The sequence below is a fragment of the Streptomyces sp. BYX5S genome (genome assembly GCF_054724165.1).
Window position 1 is genome coordinate 4,546,949 of the sequence record NZ_CM138829.1, and the last position, 15,971, is coordinate 4,562,919.

At 71.9% G+C, this 15,971-nt stretch carries 15 protein-coding genes; 11 read left to right on the forward strand and 4 right to left on the reverse strand.

The window, feature by feature from the left end; all coding sequences use genetic code 11:
- Positions 1 to 57: 57 nt before the first annotated feature.
- The 4 genes from ACYBSK_RS20780 (at position 58) to ACYBSK_RS20795 (ending at position 4,542) form a co-directional block, all read left to right on the forward strand.
- Positions 58 to 705: a TetR/AcrR family transcriptional regulator gene (locus tag ACYBSK_RS20780; RefSeq protein WP_460242818.1), complete on the forward strand. Its 648-nt coding sequence runs from the start codon at positions 58 to 60 to the stop codon at positions 703 to 705.
- Positions 706 to 841: 136 nt separating this feature from the next.
- Positions 842 to 2,719, forward strand: coding sequence for an AMP-dependent synthetase/ligase (locus tag ACYBSK_RS20785; protein WP_460242819.1), 1,878 nt, complete (start codon positions 842 to 844; stop codon positions 2,717 to 2,719).
- A gap of 7 nt (positions 2,720 to 2,726) precedes the next feature.
- Positions 2,727 to 3,353: a TetR/AcrR family transcriptional regulator gene (locus ACYBSK_RS20790; protein ID WP_460242820.1), complete on the forward strand. Its 627-nt coding sequence runs from the start codon at positions 2,727 to 2,729 to the stop codon at positions 3,351 to 3,353.
- 46 nt (positions 3,354 to 3,399) lie between these two features.
- Entirely contained in the window at positions 3,400 to 4,542 is a 1,143-nt protein-coding gene (locus tag ACYBSK_RS20795; protein ID WP_460242821.1) for an acyl-CoA dehydrogenase family protein, read from the forward strand.
- 23 nt (positions 4,543 to 4,565) lie between these two features.
- On the opposite strand, the gene ACYBSK_RS20800 is transcribed toward ACYBSK_RS20795, so the two are convergent.
- On the reverse strand, positions 4,566 to 5,006 hold the full coding sequence (locus tag ACYBSK_RS20800) for a DUF6194 family protein (protein ID WP_460247066.1): 441 nt from the start codon (positions 5,004 to 5,006) through the stop codon (positions 4,566 to 4,568).
- Positions 5,007 to 5,063: 57 nt separating this feature from the next.
- On the opposite strand from ACYBSK_RS20800, the gene ACYBSK_RS20805 reads away from it, so the two are divergent.
- Positions 5,064 to 5,810, forward strand: coding sequence for a MerR family transcriptional regulator (locus tag ACYBSK_RS20805; protein ID WP_460242822.1), 747 nt, complete (start codon positions 5,064 to 5,066; stop codon positions 5,808 to 5,810).
- Here ACYBSK_RS20805 and ACYBSK_RS20810 read toward each other — a convergent pair.
- The 3 genes from ACYBSK_RS20810 to ACYBSK_RS20820 all read right to left on the reverse strand — a co-directional run bounded on the left by ACYBSK_RS20810 (position 5,788) and on the right by ACYBSK_RS20820 (position 9,626).
- Positions 5,788 to 6,423: a class I SAM-dependent methyltransferase gene (locus ACYBSK_RS20810; RefSeq protein WP_460242823.1), complete on the reverse strand. Its 636-nt coding sequence runs from the start codon at positions 6,421 to 6,423 to the stop codon at positions 5,788 to 5,790. The genes ACYBSK_RS20805 and ACYBSK_RS20810 overlap by 23 nt on opposite strands.
- A gap of 81 nt (positions 6,424 to 6,504) precedes the next feature.
- Positions 6,505 to 7,731: an MFS transporter gene (locus tag ACYBSK_RS20815; RefSeq protein ID WP_460242824.1), complete on the reverse strand. Its 1,227-nt coding sequence runs from the start codon at positions 7,729 to 7,731 to the stop codon at positions 6,505 to 6,507.
- A gap of 287 nt (positions 7,732 to 8,018) precedes the next feature.
- Positions 8,019 to 9,626 (reverse strand): sulfite oxidase, encoded by a 1,608-nt coding sequence (locus tag ACYBSK_RS20820; RefSeq protein WP_460242825.1) that lies wholly within the window; start codon positions 9,624 to 9,626, stop codon positions 8,019 to 8,021.
- A 166-nt stretch (positions 9,627 to 9,792) separates the two neighbouring features.
- Here ACYBSK_RS20820 and ACYBSK_RS20825 point away from each other — a divergent pair, with 166 nt between their 5' ends.
- The 6 genes from ACYBSK_RS20825 to ACYBSK_RS20850 all read left to right on the forward strand — a co-directional run bounded on the left by ACYBSK_RS20825 (position 9,793) and on the right by ACYBSK_RS20850 (position 15,951).
- The gene (locus tag ACYBSK_RS20825) at positions 9,793 to 10,437 is read left to right on the forward strand and encodes a fasciclin domain-containing protein (RefSeq protein WP_457478690.1); all 645 of its coding nucleotides are present in this window, start codon (positions 9,793 to 9,795) and stop codon (positions 10,435 to 10,437) included.
- 109 nt (positions 10,438 to 10,546) lie between these two features.
- A complete protein-coding gene (locus ACYBSK_RS20830) occupies positions 10,547 to 11,848 on the forward strand; it encodes an NAD(P)/FAD-dependent oxidoreductase (RefSeq protein ID WP_457481808.1) in 1,302 nt (433 codons plus the stop codon).
- Entirely contained in the window at positions 11,845 to 12,585 is a 741-nt protein-coding gene (locus ACYBSK_RS20835; RefSeq protein WP_457478691.1) for a DUF1365 domain-containing protein, read from the forward strand. The genes ACYBSK_RS20830 and ACYBSK_RS20835 overlap by 4 nt, the downstream gene beginning before the upstream one ends.
- Positions 12,582 to 13,868: a class I SAM-dependent methyltransferase gene (locus ACYBSK_RS20840; RefSeq protein WP_460242826.1), complete on the forward strand. Its 1,287-nt coding sequence runs from the start codon at positions 12,582 to 12,584 to the stop codon at positions 13,866 to 13,868. Before ACYBSK_RS20835 ends, ACYBSK_RS20840 begins: the two co-directional genes overlap by 4 nt.
- Positions 13,865 to 15,154 carry a class I SAM-dependent methyltransferase gene (locus ACYBSK_RS20845; RefSeq protein WP_460242827.1) on the forward strand — a complete coding sequence of 430 codons (1,290 nt, stop codon included), beginning with the start codon at positions 13,865 to 13,867 and terminating at the stop codon, positions 15,152 to 15,154. Before ACYBSK_RS20840 ends, ACYBSK_RS20845 begins: the two co-directional genes overlap by 4 nt.
- Positions 15,151 to 15,951, forward strand: coding sequence for a DUF1295 domain-containing protein (locus ACYBSK_RS20850; protein ID WP_460242828.1), 801 nt, complete (start codon positions 15,151 to 15,153; stop codon positions 15,949 to 15,951). The genes ACYBSK_RS20845 and ACYBSK_RS20850 overlap by 4 nt, the downstream gene beginning before the upstream one ends.
- Positions 15,952 to 15,971 lie beyond the last annotated feature (20 nt).

Sequence of the window (15,971 nt, forward strand, 5' to 3'; positions counted from 1 at the left end):
AGGGGAGCACAGACGCGGCGTGAACGCCAGAGGCTTCACGGAATCAGGGAGGCACCTGTGGAACCCAACGTGCTCGAGCTGGCCTTCAGCGACTCCGCCACCGGAACCGACTCCGGCACCACCCCCGACGACGAGGTGACGGTCCGTCTGCTGGACGCCGCCTACGAGCAGTTCTGCCGCATGGGCATCAAGCGCTCGACGATGGCGGACGTGGCGCGGATCGCCGGGGTCTCCCGGATCACCGTCTACCGCCGGTTCGCCACCAAGGAGGCGCTGGTCGAGCAGGTCGTCCGGCGTGAATTCCGGCGCTACTTCGATCAGTTCACGGCCGAGATCCGGGGCGCGGACACGGTCGCCGAGCGGGTCGTGGTGGGCTTCGTCGGCTCGCTGCGCGCCATCCGCCACAACCGGCTCATCGGCGGCCTGATGGAGGTCGAGCCGGACACGGTGGTGCCGTCGCTGACCGCCGACGGGGGCCGCACGCAGTACGTGGTGCAGCAGTTCGTCGCCGCGCGGCTGCGCCAGGAGCAGCGGGCGGGACATGTGGCCGAGGAGGTCGACGTGGACGTGGTGGCCGAAATGATGGTGCGGGTGTGCACGTCGTTCCTCGTGGTGCCGAGCCATGTCATCGACCTGGACGACGACGAGCGCATGCGCCAGGTGGCCCGGCAGTTCCTGGTGCCGATGCTGGGCCCGCCGGCGTGACGCCTGTCCGCACCCGCTTCCCATCACCTGCGACGCGACTTATTGACACAGCGCCAACAACGGTCCACGGTAGGCATCGCTCACGCACAGACCGCACACCCCGCACGTTCAACGTCGTACGTTCTCGGGAGCCGCCGTGACGCCAACAGAGCCGTTGCACCAGTCAGTTGACGGGCTGACGATCACCACACTCTTGCGCCGCAACGCCCAGGAGCACGGGGACCGCCCCGCGCTCACCACCGGAATCGGGCCGGACGCGGGCACCCTGACCTGGAACCAACTGCGCGCCGAGGTCGCCGCACTCACCCGCGGCCTCGCCCAGCTCGGCCTCGAGCGGGGCGACCGGCTCCTCATCGCGATGTCGAAACGGGCCGAGCACTGGGTCACCGACCTGGCGGCGGCCCACATCGGGGCGCTGCCGTGCAGCACGTACGACACGCTCAGCACCGAGCAGATCGGCGTGATCGCGCGGCACAGCGCCGCCACCGTGATCGTCCTTGAGGGCGAGGAGCAGGTGCGGCGCTGGGCACCCGTCCTCGACGACCTGCCGCACCTGCGTGCCGTCGTCGTGCTCGACTGGTCGGCCGCGCCGGCCGACGACCCGCGCTTCGTCAGCTATCCGGCCGTGCGGGGCGCGCTGCCGCCGGACGAGGCCGCCTTCGAGGCGCTCACCGACGCCGTGACGACGGACCAGCCGCTGGCCCTCGTCTACACCTCGGGCACCACCGGCGACCCGAAGGGCGTGGTGCTCTCGCACCGCAACGTCATCCACGAGTCCGTGATGCAGGAGCAGTTGGTGCCGCTGCCGACGCACCCGCGCTCGGTCGCGTACCTGCCGATGGCGCACATCGCGGAGCGGGTCCTCGGCATCTACATGCCGATCTGCAGCGCGGGCCACGTCACCATCTGCCCCTCCCCCGACAAGCTCCTGCCCGCGCTCCAACAGGTGCGCCCGCACGGCTTCTTCGGGGTGCCCCGGGTGTGGGAGAAGCTGGCGACGGGGCTGCGCGCCCAGCTCGCGGCGCTCCCCGAACAGCAGGCGACGGCGTTGGCGCAGGCCCAGAAGACGGCCCTCGAAGTGTTCCGGCTGCGCTCGGACGACAAAGAGGTACCGGCCGAACTCGCGGCGCAGTTCGCCACGTTGGACGAGGCGGCGCTGCGTCCGCTGCGCGCCGCGATCGGCTTCGACGACTGCCTGCGGGCGTTCAGCGGCGCCGCCCCGATCCCCACCGCCGTACTGGAGTTCCTGGCGAGCGTCGGCCTGCCGGTGTACGAGGTGTGGGGCCTGAGCGAGTCCACGGGCGCGGCCACGGTCAGCACGCCCGATGTGTTCGCACTCGGTTCGGTCGGCCGCCCGGGGCCCGGCATCGAGGTCAAGGAGGCGGCGGACGGTGAGCTGTTCGTCCGGGGCCCGGTCGTCTTCGCCGGGTACCTCCAGGCGGACGGCAGTGTGGCCTCCGGCACGGACGCCGAGGGCTGGCTGCCCACCGGTGACGTGGGCACGGTCGACTCGCGCGGCATCGTCAAGGTCACGGACCGCAAGAAGGAACTCATCATCACCACCGGCGGCAAGAACATCGCCCCGACGAGGATCGAGTCCCTGCTGCGCGCCCACCCGCTGATCGGCCAGGCCGTCGCGATCGGCGACGGGCGCCGCTACATCACGGCGCTGCTGGTCCTCGACGAGGAGGCGGCGCCGCACTGGGCGCGCGCCCACGGCATCACCACGACCGACCTCGACAAACTCGCCGTCCACCCCGAGGTGTTGGCGGCGATGGACGGCGCGGTCGAGGAGACCAACGCGGTGCTGTCGCGCGTCGAGCAGGTCAAGCGGTACCGGGTCGTCGCGGGTCCGTGGACGGCGGAGACGGGCGAGCTGACGCCGAAGCTGAGCCTGCGCCGCCGCGCCATCGACGATCTGCACGCGGAGACCATCGAGTCGCTGTACGCGGAGCCGGTCGGCGCCGGCAGGCCCGCCGACACCGACCGGGCCGTCAAGGCCGAGGAGGAGTAAGGCGTTCATGGGAGCCCAGCACCAGGCCACCCGGCGCCGCCGCATGGAACCGGACGCGCGCCGCGCCGAGATCCTCGCCGTCGCCCGCCGACGGTTCGGTACCACCGCCTACGCCTCGGTGTCCGTCTCGGACATCGCGGCGGAGGCGGGCGTGGCGCGCGCCCTGGTCAACCATTACTTCGGCGACAAGCGGCAGCTGTACCTGGAAGTCGTACGGCAGATGATGGTCATCCCCGCCTCGGTGTCCGAACGGCTGCCGCGGACCACGGCCGAGGAACGCCTCGCGGTGTGCGTCGACCGCTGGCTCGAAGTGGTCGAGCGGAACCGGGACATGTGGCTCGCCGCCATCAGCATGGACTCGCTCGGCGACCCGGAGGTCGACCGGATCATGCTGGAGGGCGACGAGATCGCCACCGACCGGATCCTCGAAGCGGCCATGATGACGGACGTCACCGAGGACGCGGGCCGCGAGAAACTCCGCGCGATGATCCGCGCCCACAGCGCCATGCTCAAGTCCGCGTCCCGCGAGTGGCTGGAGCGCGGCACGCTCACGCGCGAGGACCTCCAGGTGATCCTCACGCGCACCGTGGTCCACCTGTTGCAGACGGTGTTCCCCGCGGTGCGCACCGACTAAAGACACCTCTCCCTTCTTCCTCTTCAGACACGCGAGGAGACACACCATGCCCCGAGTCCTCTCCGACGAACGCCGTGACCTGGTCAAGGCCATCGCCGACTTCTGCAACCGCGAGTGCGGCACGAAGGAGCAGCGCGACAAGCTGACGTCCAACGGTCTGGAACACCACAACCAGCAGCTGTACGAGAAGATGGCGAAGCTCGGCTGGCTCGGCATCGCCGTCCCCGAGGAGTACGGCGGCGCGGGCCGCGGCATGGTGGATCTCTCCCTCTTCCTCCAGGAGACGTCCTACGGCCGGGCCCCCATCAGCGGCTTCGGCACGACGATCATCACGGCCGCCGCGTACGAGAAGTTCGGCTCCGAGGAGCAGAAGCGGACCGTGCTCGAAGGCGTGGTCAACGGCCGGGTCGAGTCGGTCTCGATGTCCGAGCCGGGGGCCGGTTCGGACGTCGGCGCGCTGGCCTGCAAGGCGGAGCGCACCACGGGCGGTTACCTGGTCAACGGGCAGAAGACGTGGTGCTCCAACGCCCATTTCGCCGACCACATCCTGCTGATCGCCCGTACGGAACAGGGCTCGTCGAAGCACGAGGGCCTCACCCAGTTCATGGTGCCGACGAACGCCGAGGGGCTGACCATCCGCGGCATCGACACGATGGGCGGCAAGGAGGTCAACGACCTCTACTTCACGGACTGTTTCGTGCCGGACTCCGCGGTGGTGGGCACGCCGGGGCACGCCTGGCGGCAGCTGATGGCGGGCCTCAACCTGGAGCGGATGATCCTCGCCGCGATGATGATGGGCGTGGCGCGCCGGGCCTTCGACGACACCTTGGCCTACGTCCGCCAGCGCGAGCAGTTCGGCCGTCCCATCGGCTCCTTCCAGGCGCTCAAGCACCGCATCGCGGACATGGCGACGGAGCTGGAGTGCGCCCAGCTCCTCCTCGACGACGTGGCCGCGGCGATCGACGCCGAGCCCGGCAAGGTCCTCGCGCGGGAGGCGTCGATGGCGAAGCTCAAGTGCACGGAGCTGGCCAAGCACGTCACCCTGGAGGGCATGCAGATGCTGGGCGGCTACGGCTACGCCACCGAGTACGGCATGGAGGCGCTGCTGCGGGCGACGGTGGTGTCGACGGTGTACGGCGGCACCAGCGAGATCCAACGGGACATCATCGGCAAGACGTACGGCCTGTAGCCGGCCGGCGGACGGCTCGCCGGTCACACCTCCCGGCGGCGCTCGTGGCGCGCGCGTGCCGCGTCGTGGGCGTCGCGCAGGAGACGCAGGACCGTGTCGCGGGTGCGTTCGCCAGGGTTGACGACGCAGATCCAGTGCTGGGCGCCGTACACGGGATGGGGCAGCACCGTGTCGGTGCGCGCGGGGTCGTGCGGGCCCTCTCCGGTGAGGTCCTGGAAGGTGTCCCGGGCCACCTGGACGTTCACCCGCAGGCGGTCGGGGGCGTCCAGGCCGGAGAGCGTGTCGCCGGGCTGGTTCTTGGTGACGACCGTCGCGTACGGCTGCGAGGCGCCCGGGACCGCCCCGTCCGGGGCGTAGTAGAAGAACGCGTCACCCCACGCGATCTCCGGGAAGTCGCCTCCCGGCTGCGGGGCGAGCACGAGGGCGCCGTCCCAGCCGCGCACGGTCGTGAGGATCTGTTCCATACTCAAGGTGCTGGTCATGGTTCAAGCATCACCTTGAAGTGCTTGTGTGGGGTTGAGATGGAACAGGCGGGCGCGGCTGCCGTGCTGCGGACTGTCGACGTGGCGCGGGAGTCGGGGTACTCCGTGCAGCAGGTGCGCGACCTGGAGCGGCTCGGGGTGGTGCCCGCCGCCGCGCGGGCGAGCAACGGCTACCGGGCCTACTCCCCCGTGCACGTGCGGGCCCTGCGCGCCTATCGGGGGCTCGCCGGAGCCGTCGGGGCCGTGGCCGCCCGGGAGCTGATGGCGGGCCTGTGGACGGGGACGGTCGCGGAGGCGGCCGCCGCGGTGAACGCCGTGCACGTGGGTCTCGCGCGCGAGCGGGACGAGGCGCTGCGCGCGCAGGAGGCGTTGTGGGCGATCGAGTCCGAGCAGCGTCACGACGGCGTGGACGGCGCCGACACCATGACCGTCACCGAACTGGCCGCCGCGCTCGGCGTGCGCACCTCGACCCTGCGGTTCTGGGAGCGGGAGGGCCTCATCACGCCGGAACGCGTGACCTCGCGGCGGGCGCGCCGCTACGGGCCGGCCGCGATCGGGGCGGCCCGGATCGTGACGGCGCTGCGCGGCGGCGGCCACGGCATCCCGGCGGTGCGCGACATCGTCGACTCGCTGCACTCCCTGCGCGGGGACGGCGGTCCCGAGCGGGCCCGGCGCCTGCTGGATCAGCGCCTCGAACAGATCGCCGCGCGCTCCGTGGCGCTGCTGCGCGCGGGAGCGGATCTCGCCGCCGTCGTCGAGGCCGTCACTCCCCCGCCTCCGGCTTGAGAGCCGCGAGCCGTTCGATCACGCCGAGGCTGTAGCGCTCGCGCTCGACGACGGTGAAGCCGGCCTCGCGCACGAGGTGCAGCGGGCGCCGCAGCTGGTGGTCGTCGGCGAGCCTCGTCATCAGCGGCTGGATGACGCGCTGCACGGTCCGTACGGCGAACCGGTGGCTGGCGACGTGGTCGATCAGGAGCAGCGTGCCGCCCGGTACGAGGACGCGGCGCATCTCGGCGACGGCGGCGCGGTCGTCCGGGATGCAGCACAGGGCGAGTCCGCAGACGACCGTGTCGAAGGAGGCGTCGGGGAACGGCAGGCGGGTGGCGGACGCCTCGCTGAGGGTGACGTCGATGCCGAGGTCGGCGACGCGTTCGCGGGCGCGGGCCAGCATGTCCGGGGAGAGGTCGACGCCGGTGAGGTCGGTGCCCTTGGGATAGTGCGGCAGGTTCAGGCCGGTGCCGACGGCGACCTCCAGGACCCGGCCGCGTGCCCGGCCGCCCAGCCAGGCCCGGCCGTCGCGCAGCATGGAGCGGTCGAAGCAGCGCATCCAGGCGTCGTAGTGGGGCGCGTCGCGGGCCCAGATCCGACGGGTTCGCTGGTCCTGATCGTGTGCGGTCACGGCGGCCTCCCCTTCGGCGCGGGCGCTGTTCCCAGCATGCGACCGTGCCGCGCCGAAGGCGAGCACCCGGTGGGACCGGGTTCAGTCCAGCCGCTCGCCCTTGCGTTCCGGGATGACGAACATGGCGAGGATGTCGGCGACGTAGATCGCGGACAGCAGGCCGATGGCGACGGCGAAGCCCCAGCGGTCGGCGCACAGGGCCACGACGACGGGCGCGAAGCCGCCGACCGCGCGGCCGATGTTGAACAGGGTGTTCTGCGCGGTGGCACGCACCCGCGTCGGGTACAGCTCGGCCATCAGCGCGCCGTAGCCGCCGGTCATGCCGTTGGCGAAGAGGCCCATCACGGCGCCGCCGACGAGCAGCGCCCACGGCGAGACGAGCTGGCTGTACGCGAGGACCGACAGGGCGGCGCCCACCTGGAAGAACCAGAACGCCTTGCGGCGGCCGAGGCGGTCGGCGAGCTCACCGAACAGCACGATGCCGAGCGCCATGCCGACGACGGTGACGGCGGTCCAGCCCGAGGACTTCGTGAGGCTGTAGCCGAACCGTTCGCTCAGGTAGGTCGGCAACCACGTCATGATGCCGTAGTAGCCGAAGTTCTGGACCGAGGTCAGGACCAGGACGCCGACGCTGGCGCGGGCCGTGGGGCCGTCCTTGACCAGCAGTCTCAGGGAGGCGAGCGTGGACGGGCCGGTGCCCTCGCCGCGGGTGCGGGTGAACTGTTCGGGCTCGTGCAGCCGCGAGCGCAGCGCGATGGCGACGACGGCGGGCACGGCGCCGATGACGAACAGCCCCTGCCAACCCCACATCGACAGCACCGGCGCCGAGATCAGGGCCGCCGCCAGGACGCCCGCCTGGAAGCCGAGCGCGACCAGGGACGTGGCGCGCGCCCGCTTCGTGCTGGGCCACGCCTCCGCGGCCAGCGTCATGCCGATGCCGAACTCGCCGCCGATGCCCACTCCGGCGAGGAACCGGAACGCGGACAGCTCGCCGTAGGACGTGGCGAGCGCCGAGAGGCCGGTGAAGACGGCGAAGAAGATCACCGAGTAGGTGAGGACCTTCACGCGCCCGATGCGGTCGGCGAGCATCCCGAAACCGAGTCCGCCGACCACCGCGCCGATGAGCGTGACGGTGGCGAGCGAACCGCTCTGCGTCTTGTCCAGGCCGAGGTCGACCGAGATGGCCGACAGGGCGAAGCTCAGGATCAGCAGGTCGAAGCCGTCCATCGCGTAGCCGAGGGACGAGGCGAACACGGCCTTCTTCGCGTAGCGGCTGGGCTTGTCGTCGCCGCTGTCCGCCGATGCCACGGCCGCTGCCGGCGCATCCAGTTGTGTCTTGGGCAAGGTTTTTCGTCGTTCCGTCGCGCGAGGTGGGCTGGGCAGGCGCCGAGGCGGGCGTCCTGCCCCGTCCGCTCATACGTGCGTCCGGACACGGTGGGACCGGGTGAGCGGTCGCGGCGTCCGGAGAACGGGAAAAGAGGGACGGTGGCGTCGACGGCCTTCGACGAGGCCGTGCTCGCACCGGCAGGGTGAAAGTCTTTCACACGTGTGTTTGTGCTCGTGCCCGGCCCTCGCCCTGCCCGGCGTGCCCGGTCTCAGTCCACGGTGACGACCACGGAGTGCCACCCGGACGCGCCGTCGGGGATGGTCGGGGTGCGCTTCTCGGTCTGGGTGTCGCCGGTACGGTCCGTGGCGCGGACGGTCAGGGTGTGGCTGCCCTTGGTGGCCCGCCACTCGTAGGACCACTGGCGCCAGGTGTCCCGGGTGTCCTCCGCGGCGAGGCGGGCCTCTCGCCACGGGCCGTCGTCGACGCGGACCTCGACCTTTTCGATGCCCCGGTGCTGGGCCCAGGCGACCCCGGCGACCATGACGGTGCCGGCCGCGGGGCGGGCGAAGGGCTTCGGGGTGTCGATGCGGGACTGCGTCTTGATGGGCGCGCGGCGGGCCCAGTCCCGCCGCACCCAGTACGGGTCGTAGGCGTCGAACGTCGTCAGTTCGATGTCGCGGATCCATTTGCAGGCGGACACGTAGCCGTACAGGCCGGGCACCAGCATGCGGACCGGGAAGCCGTGGTCGAAGGGCAGCGGTTCGCCGTTCATGCCGATGGCGAGCATCGCGTCGCGGCCGTCCATGACGTCCTCGACGGGGCTGCCGATGGTCATGCCGTCGACGGACCGCGCCACCAGCTGGTCGGCGGGGCCGCCCTGGGACGGCGGCTTCACTCCGCAGCGTCGCAGCAGGTCGGCGAGGCGGACGCCGATCCAGCGGGCGTTGCCCGCGTAGGGGCCGCCGACCTCGTTGGACACGCAGGTCAGGGTGATGGTCCGTTCGATGAGCGGCATGGCCAGCAAGTCGTCGTAGGACAGGGTGAGTTCGCGTCGCACTCCCGTGCCGTGGATGCGCAGTCGCCAGGTCGTGGCGTCGACCTTGGGGACGACGAGCGCGGTGTCGACGCGGTAGAAGTCGGCGTTGGGTGTCACGTACGGGGTGATGCCGGGGATGCGCAGGGCGGCGCCGCGCGGGGTGGGGGCGGCCTTCGAGGCGGGCGCGGGGAGTGTCACCTTCCGACGGGAGGCGACGGCGTTCTGTCCCTGCGAGCCGTTCAGCGCCCGGCCCGCGAGACCCACGCCCGTCGAGGCGGCCGCCGCCGCGGTGGCGGCGAGGACGAACCCGCGCCGGTCCCAGCCGGGCTCGTCCGCCGTGTCCTGCGTGTCCGCCGCCCGCGTGGGCGCGCCAGGGCGTCCGAGCCGTCCGGCCAGCCAGTACAGCAGGGCGGCCCCGGTCACCGCGCCCACCACGGACGGCAGCGCGTCGGCCGCGCTCGTCGAGTCGGGGCGCCCGGTCGCCGCGACGGCGCCGATGACACCGAAGGCCAGCACACCGAGCGAACCGGCGAGCCGCAGCCGGGTCGCGAGCATGCCCAGGGCCAGCGCGAGAACCGTCAGAACGGCGAGGATGCCGAGTTGCAGCACCAGTTTGTCGTTGGTGCCGAACTGGCGGATCGCCCAGTCCTTCACGGAGGCCGGGGTCCGGTCGACGGCCGCTCCGCCGACCGCGACGACGGGGCCCGCCTCGGGGCGCACCGCGGCGGAGACCAGTTCCGCGGTCGCGATCGCCGCGTATCCGGCGAGCAGACCGCTCAGCGCGCCGAGGGAGAGCCGCTTGATGCCCTGGGGCCCGTGGTGTGTCACGTCGTCATCCATGTCCCGGAATACGTGCTCGCGCGCGCGACGGATTGGTCGCTGCCGTCATCCGAGTACCGACATTCACTCGTTTGAGGAATCGACCAATCCGTCCCGCCGTCCACCCCGGATTACGGGTGATGGGAGCGCAAAGGGCTTCCACGGATCCGACCGATGAGGGATTGTCATGCAGACTCGAATCCGCCGCACCGCCGTCGTCGTCGCCGCTGCCGCCATGCTTCCGCTGGCACTGACGGCCTGCTCCGACAGCGACAGCAAGGACACGGCGTCCGACAGCGCCTCCACGTCGAAGGAGACCGGCAAGGCCGAGTCCTCCGCGGACACCGGATCCATGACCGAGCCGTTCGGCTCGGCCTGTTCGTCGGTGCCCAAGGACGGCGCGGGCTCCTTCGACGGGATGGCGAAGGACCCGGTCGCCACCGCCGCGTCGAACAACCCGGCCCTGTCCACCCTGGTGACCGCGGTGAAGAAGGCGGGCCTGGTGGACACGCTGAACAACGCCAAGGACATCACGGTGTTCGCCCCGACCAACGACGCCTTCGCCAAGATCCCGAAGGCGGACCTGAACAAGGTCCTCAGCGACAAGGAGCAGCTCACCAAGATCCTCACGTACCACGTGGTCGGCCAGAAGCTCACGCCGCAGGACCTGGAGAAGGGTTCGTTCGAGACGCTGGAGAAGTCGAAGCTGACGACCTCGGGCTCCGGCGAGAAGTACAAGGTCAACGACACCGCCAACGTGGTGTGCGGCAACGTCAAGACGGCCAACGCCAACGTCTACATCATCGACAGCGTCCTGATGCCCAAGAGCTGAACCTGAGGTCGGCGCCGCCCGTTCTCCTCTCCCCCAATCCGTTCCTTGATCGGCTCCGGATTACTCGTGAGACAGCGTATTCACGCGGGTGAGAGGAGAGGCGATGCCGATGACGCCCGGGGGCGGCTGCGGACAGAACGCGCGGGAGGTGGGGCGGCGGCGCACCGCCGTGATCGGCAGCGGCGTCGCCGGGCTCACCGCCGCGCACGTCCTCGCCCGCGCCCACCACGTCACCCTGTACGAAGCGGACGACCGGCTCGGTGGGCACGCGCACACCCACGAGCTGGCCGCGTCGGACGGGTCGAGTCACCGCGTCGACTCGGGCTTCATCGTGCACAACCGTCACACGTACCCGAACCTGCTGCGGCTGTTCTCCGAACTCGGCGTCGCCACGCAGGAGTCGGAGATGAGCATGTCGGTACGGTGCGAGGGGTGCGGTCTGGAGTACGCGGGCGCGCGAGGTCCCGCGGGGCTCTTCGCCCGCCCCCGCAACGCCCTGCGTCCGCGGTACCTGCGGCTGCTCGCGCAGGTACCGGCCTTCCACCGGGCCGCGCGGCGACTGCTCGCCCGGGACGCCGAGAGCGAGCTCACGCTGGGCGAGTTCCTCGACCGTGAGGGCTTCACCCCGTACTTCCGTACGCACTTCATGACACCCGTCGTGTCCGCGGTGTGGTCCTGCGACGCGGCCACGGCGCTGCGCTATCCGGCCGCGTACCTGTTCCGGTTCCTGGAGCACCACCGGATGCTGTCGGTGGGTGGCTCGCCGACGTGGCGCACCGTGACGGGCGGCTCGCGCAGCTATGTCGACCGGGTCGCGGAGGGCCTGGACGAGGTGCGGCTCGGGGCCCCGGTCCGCGCCGTGCGGCGGCACCCGGACGGCGCGGACCTGACCCTCGCCGACGGCTCCACGCACGCGTACGACGCCGTGGTCGTCGCCACGCACCCGGACCAGGCCCTGAAGCTGCTGGCCGACGCCACGCCTTCGGAGAAGGAGGTGCTCGGCGCGTTCCGGTACTCGCGCAACACCACGCTGCTGCACACCGACACCGGTGTGCTGCCGACGGCCCGCGGCGCCCGCGCGTCGTGGAACTACCTGATGCCGTCGTGCGGTGCGGGCGCCGACCGGGTGCGGGTCAGCTACGACATGAACCGGCTCCAGCGCTTCGACGCGCCGGAGACGTACGTCGTCACCCTGGGCGGCGAGGACCGCGTCGATCCGGCGCGGGTGCGGGCCCGGATGGTGTACGAGCACCCGATGTACACCCCGGAGTCGGTCGCGGCCCAGCGCCGGCTGCCCGAACTGGCCACCGCCACAACGGCGTTCGCCGGCGCGTACCACGGCTGGGGTTTCCACGAGGACGGCTGCCGCTCCGGCGTCGCGGCCGCCGCGGCCCTGGGGGTGCGCTGGTGAGCGCCGCCCCGGGCCTGTACCGCGTCACGGTCGCCCACGTGCGGACCGCGCCGTGGCGGTACGCGCTGCGGCACCGCACGTACATGTGGCTCGTGGACCCGGACCATCCCCCTGAACTCCCGCTTCCCATACGCCCGTTGGCGCGTTTCGACACCCGTGACCACTTCGGCGGCGACCGGCCGTCGATCCGCGCGGGGCTCGACGCCTTCCTCGCCGAACACGGAGTGGACCTGAAGGGCGGGCCGGTGGTGATGCTCACCCACGCCCGCGTCCTCGGATACGTGTTCAACCCGCTCACCGTGTACTGGTGTCACGACCCCGACGGCACGCCGCGGTGTGTCGTCGCCGAGGTGCACAACACGTACGGCGGGCGCCACAGTTATCTGCTGCGCACCGATGCCTCGGGGCGGGCGGTGACCGGCAAGGAGTTCTACGTCTCGCCGTTCTTCCCCGTCGACGGCCGCTACCGCATGCGGCTGCCCGAACCCGGTGACCGGCTCGACCTCACCGTGCACCTGGAGCGGGAGGGCGGCAGGCCCTTCACCGCAACCGTGCGGGGCGTCCGGCGCGAAGCACGTGCGCGGACCCTGCTCGGACTCGCCCTGCGTCGCCCTTGGTCCACGCTCGCCGTGTCCCTGGCCATCCGCCTGCACGGCGTCCGGCTGTACCTGCGCGGCCTTCCCGTCCAGCCCCGTCCCGACCGATCCGAGCACCCGACCCCGGAGAACGTTTCATGAGAACCGGCGACCCCGACTGCCTTGCGGCCTCCGCCGCCACCCCGGCGGTCACCTTCCCCGTGGACCCGGAGCGCTGGCCCGACGTCGCCGCCGTCCCGGCCGCGTTCCCGCCCCGGACCGCCGTCGCCGCGGCCGTCGTCCGCCGCGCCCTGCGGCAACTGCCCCTGCGCGTACGGTTCGCCGACGGCACCGAGCTGGGCAAGGGCGGCCCCGTCCTCGACATCAGGCGACCCGACGCCTTCCACGCCCGGATAGGCCGCCACGGCCTCATCGGTTTCGGTGAGTCGTACATGGCGGGCGAGTGGGACGCCCCCGACCTGGTGGCCGCCCTCACGGTCCTCGCGGCCCACGCCTCGGAACTGGTGCCCGCCCCCTTGCAGAGGCTGCGCGGGCTGTGGGCGCTGCGGCAGCCGTCGGCGCGGCGCAACACCCCGACGGGTTCGCGGGCGAACATCAGCCACCACTACGACCTGTCCAACGACCTGTTCGCGCTCTTCCTCGACGAGACCCTCAGCTATTCGTCGGCCGTCTTCCGCGGCTTCCCCGCGACATGGGACCTGCTGGCGGACGCCCAGCGCCGCAAGATCGACCGGTTGCTCGACCTCGCCGAGGTGCGGGAGGGCAGCCGGGTGCTCGAAATCGGCACCGGCTGGGGCGAGTTGGCGATCCGAGCCGCCGCGCGCGGCGCGCGGGTCACCTCGCTCACGCTCTCCCGCGAACAGCGCGAGCTGGCCCTCGAACGCGTCGCCGCGGCCGGTCTGCACGACCGGGTCGGCGTCGAACTGTGCGACTACCGCGAGGCGCGCGGCAGTTACGACGCCGTCGTGAGCGTCGAGATGATCGAGGCGGTCGGCGCCGAGTTCTGGCCCGTCTACTTCCGCACCCTCGACGCCCGCCTGGCACCGGGCGGCCGGGCCGCGTTGCAGGCCATCACGATGCCGCACGACCGGATGCTCGCCAGCCGCTCCACGTACACGTGGATCCAGAAGTACATCTTCCCCGGCGGGCTGCTGCCCTCCGTGGAGGCGGTCGCCGAGACCGTGCGCGAGCACACGGGCCTCACCATCGCCCGCCGCGACGGCTACGGCGCGCACTACGCGGAGACGCTGCGGCTGTGGCGGGAGCGGTTCACCGAGCGGGCCGACGCGGTCGCGGGGCTGGAGTTCGACGAGACGTTCCGCCGCATGTGGACGTTCTACCTCGCCTATTCGGAGGCCGGTTTCCGCTCCGGCTATCTCGACGTACAGCAGTACCTGTTCACCAAGGAGGAGATCACCCGATGACCGGTGCCGCCCACCGTCTGGCCGCCCTCGCAGAGACAGCGCTCGGCGGACCCCTCCCGGTCCGCCTGCGCACCTGGGACGGCGCGGAAGCGGGTCCGGCCGAAGGCCCCGTCGTCGTCGTGCGGTCCCGCCGTGCCCTGCGCCGACTGCTGTGGCAGCCGGGCGAGTTGGGGCTCGCGCAGGCGTACGTGACCGGGGAGCTGGACGTGGAGGGAGACCTGGCAGCCGGGCTGCGCGCCATGTGGTCGTCGGCCCGGGAGGGAGGTCTGCACGCGCCGCGGCTCTCCGTCGCCGACCGGGCCCGCGCGGCGGGCGCCGCCGCGCGGCTGGGCGTCGTGGGTCCGCCTCCGGCGCCGCCCGCTTCGCAGGCCCGGTTGCGCGGGGCGCTGCACAGCAGGTCCCGCGACCGCGCCGCCATCAGCCACCACTACGACCTGTCCAACGCCTTCTACCGGCTGCTCCTCGACGACACGATGGCGTACTCGTGCGGCTACTGGGCGGGCGACGGGCCCGAGTTCACCGCGGCCGACGCGCAGCGCGCCAAGCTGGAGCTGATCTGCCGCAAGCTCGGCCTGACGCCCGGCGACCGGCTGCTCGACATCGGCTGCGGCTGGGGATCGCTGACGCTGTACGCGGCCGAGCACCACAAGGCGCGGGTCACGGCGGTGACACTGGCGCGGGAGCAGGCGGCGTACGTGCGCGAGCAGGTGCGCGAGCGGGGCCTCGACGACCGGGTGGACGTGGTGTGCCAGGACTACCGGGACATCAGCGGCGCGGACTTCGACGCGGTGGCCACGGTCGAGATGGGCGAGCACGTCGGCGACGCCGAGTACCCGGCGTTCGCGGCCGCGCTGCACCGCATGGTCCGGCCGGGCGGCCGGGTGCTGGTGCAGCAGATGTCGCGGGGCGGCACGGCGCCGGGCGGCGGTGCGTTCATCGAGGCGTACATCGCGCCGGACATGCACATGCGCCCGGCGGGCGAGACGGTCGGCCTGCTGGAGTCGGCCGGTCTGGAGGTGCGGTCGGTGGAATCGATGCGGGAGCACTACGTGCGCACGGTGGCCGCATGGCACCGCACGCTGGAGGACCGCTGGTCCGAGTTCGTGGCGCTCGTCGGCGAGGAGACCGCGCGGGTGTGGCGGCTGTACCTGGTCGGCGGCGCGCTCGCCTTCGAGGAAGGGCGGATGGGCGTCGACCAGTTCCTCTCCGTGCGGCCGACGAGGTCGGGACGGAGCGGGATGCCGGCGACGTCGCGCGACTGGTACCTCGGGCTGGAGCGGCTGTGAGCGGCTTCGACTGGGGCGGGTTCGGCGCGGGTCTCGGCTGGTCGGCCGTCGCGGCGTTCGCCGTGCTGCTCGGTACGTTCGCCGTGGCGGTGCGCAAGGGGGTGCACCGGATCGTCGACGTGGCGTGGGGGCTCGGTTTCACGGCCGTCGCCGTCGCGAGCCTCGTGGCGTCGGCGGGGATCGGGGATCCGGCGCGGCGCGTGCTGGTGAGCGTGCTGACGGCGGTGTGGGGGCTGCGGCTCGCCGTGCACATCGCGCGGCGCGGCCGGGGCCACGGCGAGGATCCGCGCTACGAACGGATGCTGGCCAAGGCGCCCGGCAGCCGGAACCTGTACGCCCTGCGCATGGTGTACCTCCTCCAGGGCGCGCTCGTCTGGCTGGTGTCGCTGCCGGTGCAGGCCGCGCAGTACGTGACCGGGCCGATGTCCGCCGTGGCCTGGATCGGCACCGCGCTGTGGGCGGTCGGTGTGGGCTTCGAGGCGGTGGGCGACGCGCAACTCGCCCGGTTCAAGGCGGACCCGGCGCACAAGGGCCGGATCATGGACCAGGGGCTGTGGCGCTACACCCGGCACCCGAACTACTTCGGGGACTTCTGTGTCTGGTGGGGGTTGTTCCTGATCACGTGCGACTCGCTGCCCGCCGCGGCCGTCTCCGTGGTCTCGCCGCTGGTGATGAGCCTGCTGCTCACCAAGGGCAGCGGGAAGCGGCTGCTGGAGAACCACATGGCCGAGCGTCCCGGTTACGCCGAGTACGCGGCCCGCACCAGCGGCTTCTTCCCGCTGCCGCCGCGTCGCTGAGAGAGCGCGGAAGGGCCCGC

Excerpts from the sequence above, each read along its gene's own strand:
- ACYBSK_RS20790 (WP_460242820.1), top strand. The coding sequence starts at position 2,727 with ATGGGAGCCCAGCACCAGGCCACCCGGCGCCGCCGCATGGAACCGGAC.
- ACYBSK_RS20795 (WP_460242821.1), top strand. The coding sequence starts at position 3,400 with ATGCCCCGAGTCCTCTCCGACGAACGCCGTGACCTGGTCAAGGCCATC.
- ACYBSK_RS20800 (WP_460247066.1), bottom strand. The coding sequence starts at position 5,006 with ATGGAACAGATCCTCACGACCGTGCGCGGCTGGGACGGCGCCCTCGTG.
- ACYBSK_RS20805 (WP_460242822.1), top strand. The coding sequence starts at position 5,064 with ATGGAACAGGCGGGCGCGGCTGCCGTGCTGCGGACTGTCGACGTGGCG.
- ACYBSK_RS20820 (WP_460242825.1), bottom strand. The coding sequence starts at position 9,626 with ATGGATGACGACGTGACACACCACGGGCCCCAGGGCATCAAGCGGCTC.
- ACYBSK_RS20825 (WP_457478690.1), top strand. The coding sequence starts at position 9,793 with ATGCAGACTCGAATCCGCCGCACCGCCGTCGTCGTCGCCGCTGCCGCC.
- ACYBSK_RS20830 (WP_457481808.1), top strand. The coding sequence starts at position 10,547 with ATGACGCCCGGGGGCGGCTGCGGACAGAACGCGCGGGAGGTGGGGCGG.
- ACYBSK_RS20840 (WP_460242826.1), top strand. The coding sequence starts at position 12,582 with ATGAGAACCGGCGACCCCGACTGCCTTGCGGCCTCCGCCGCCACCCCG.
- ACYBSK_RS20845 (WP_460242827.1), top strand. The coding sequence starts at position 13,865 with ATGACCGGTGCCGCCCACCGTCTGGCCGCCCTCGCAGAGACAGCGCTC.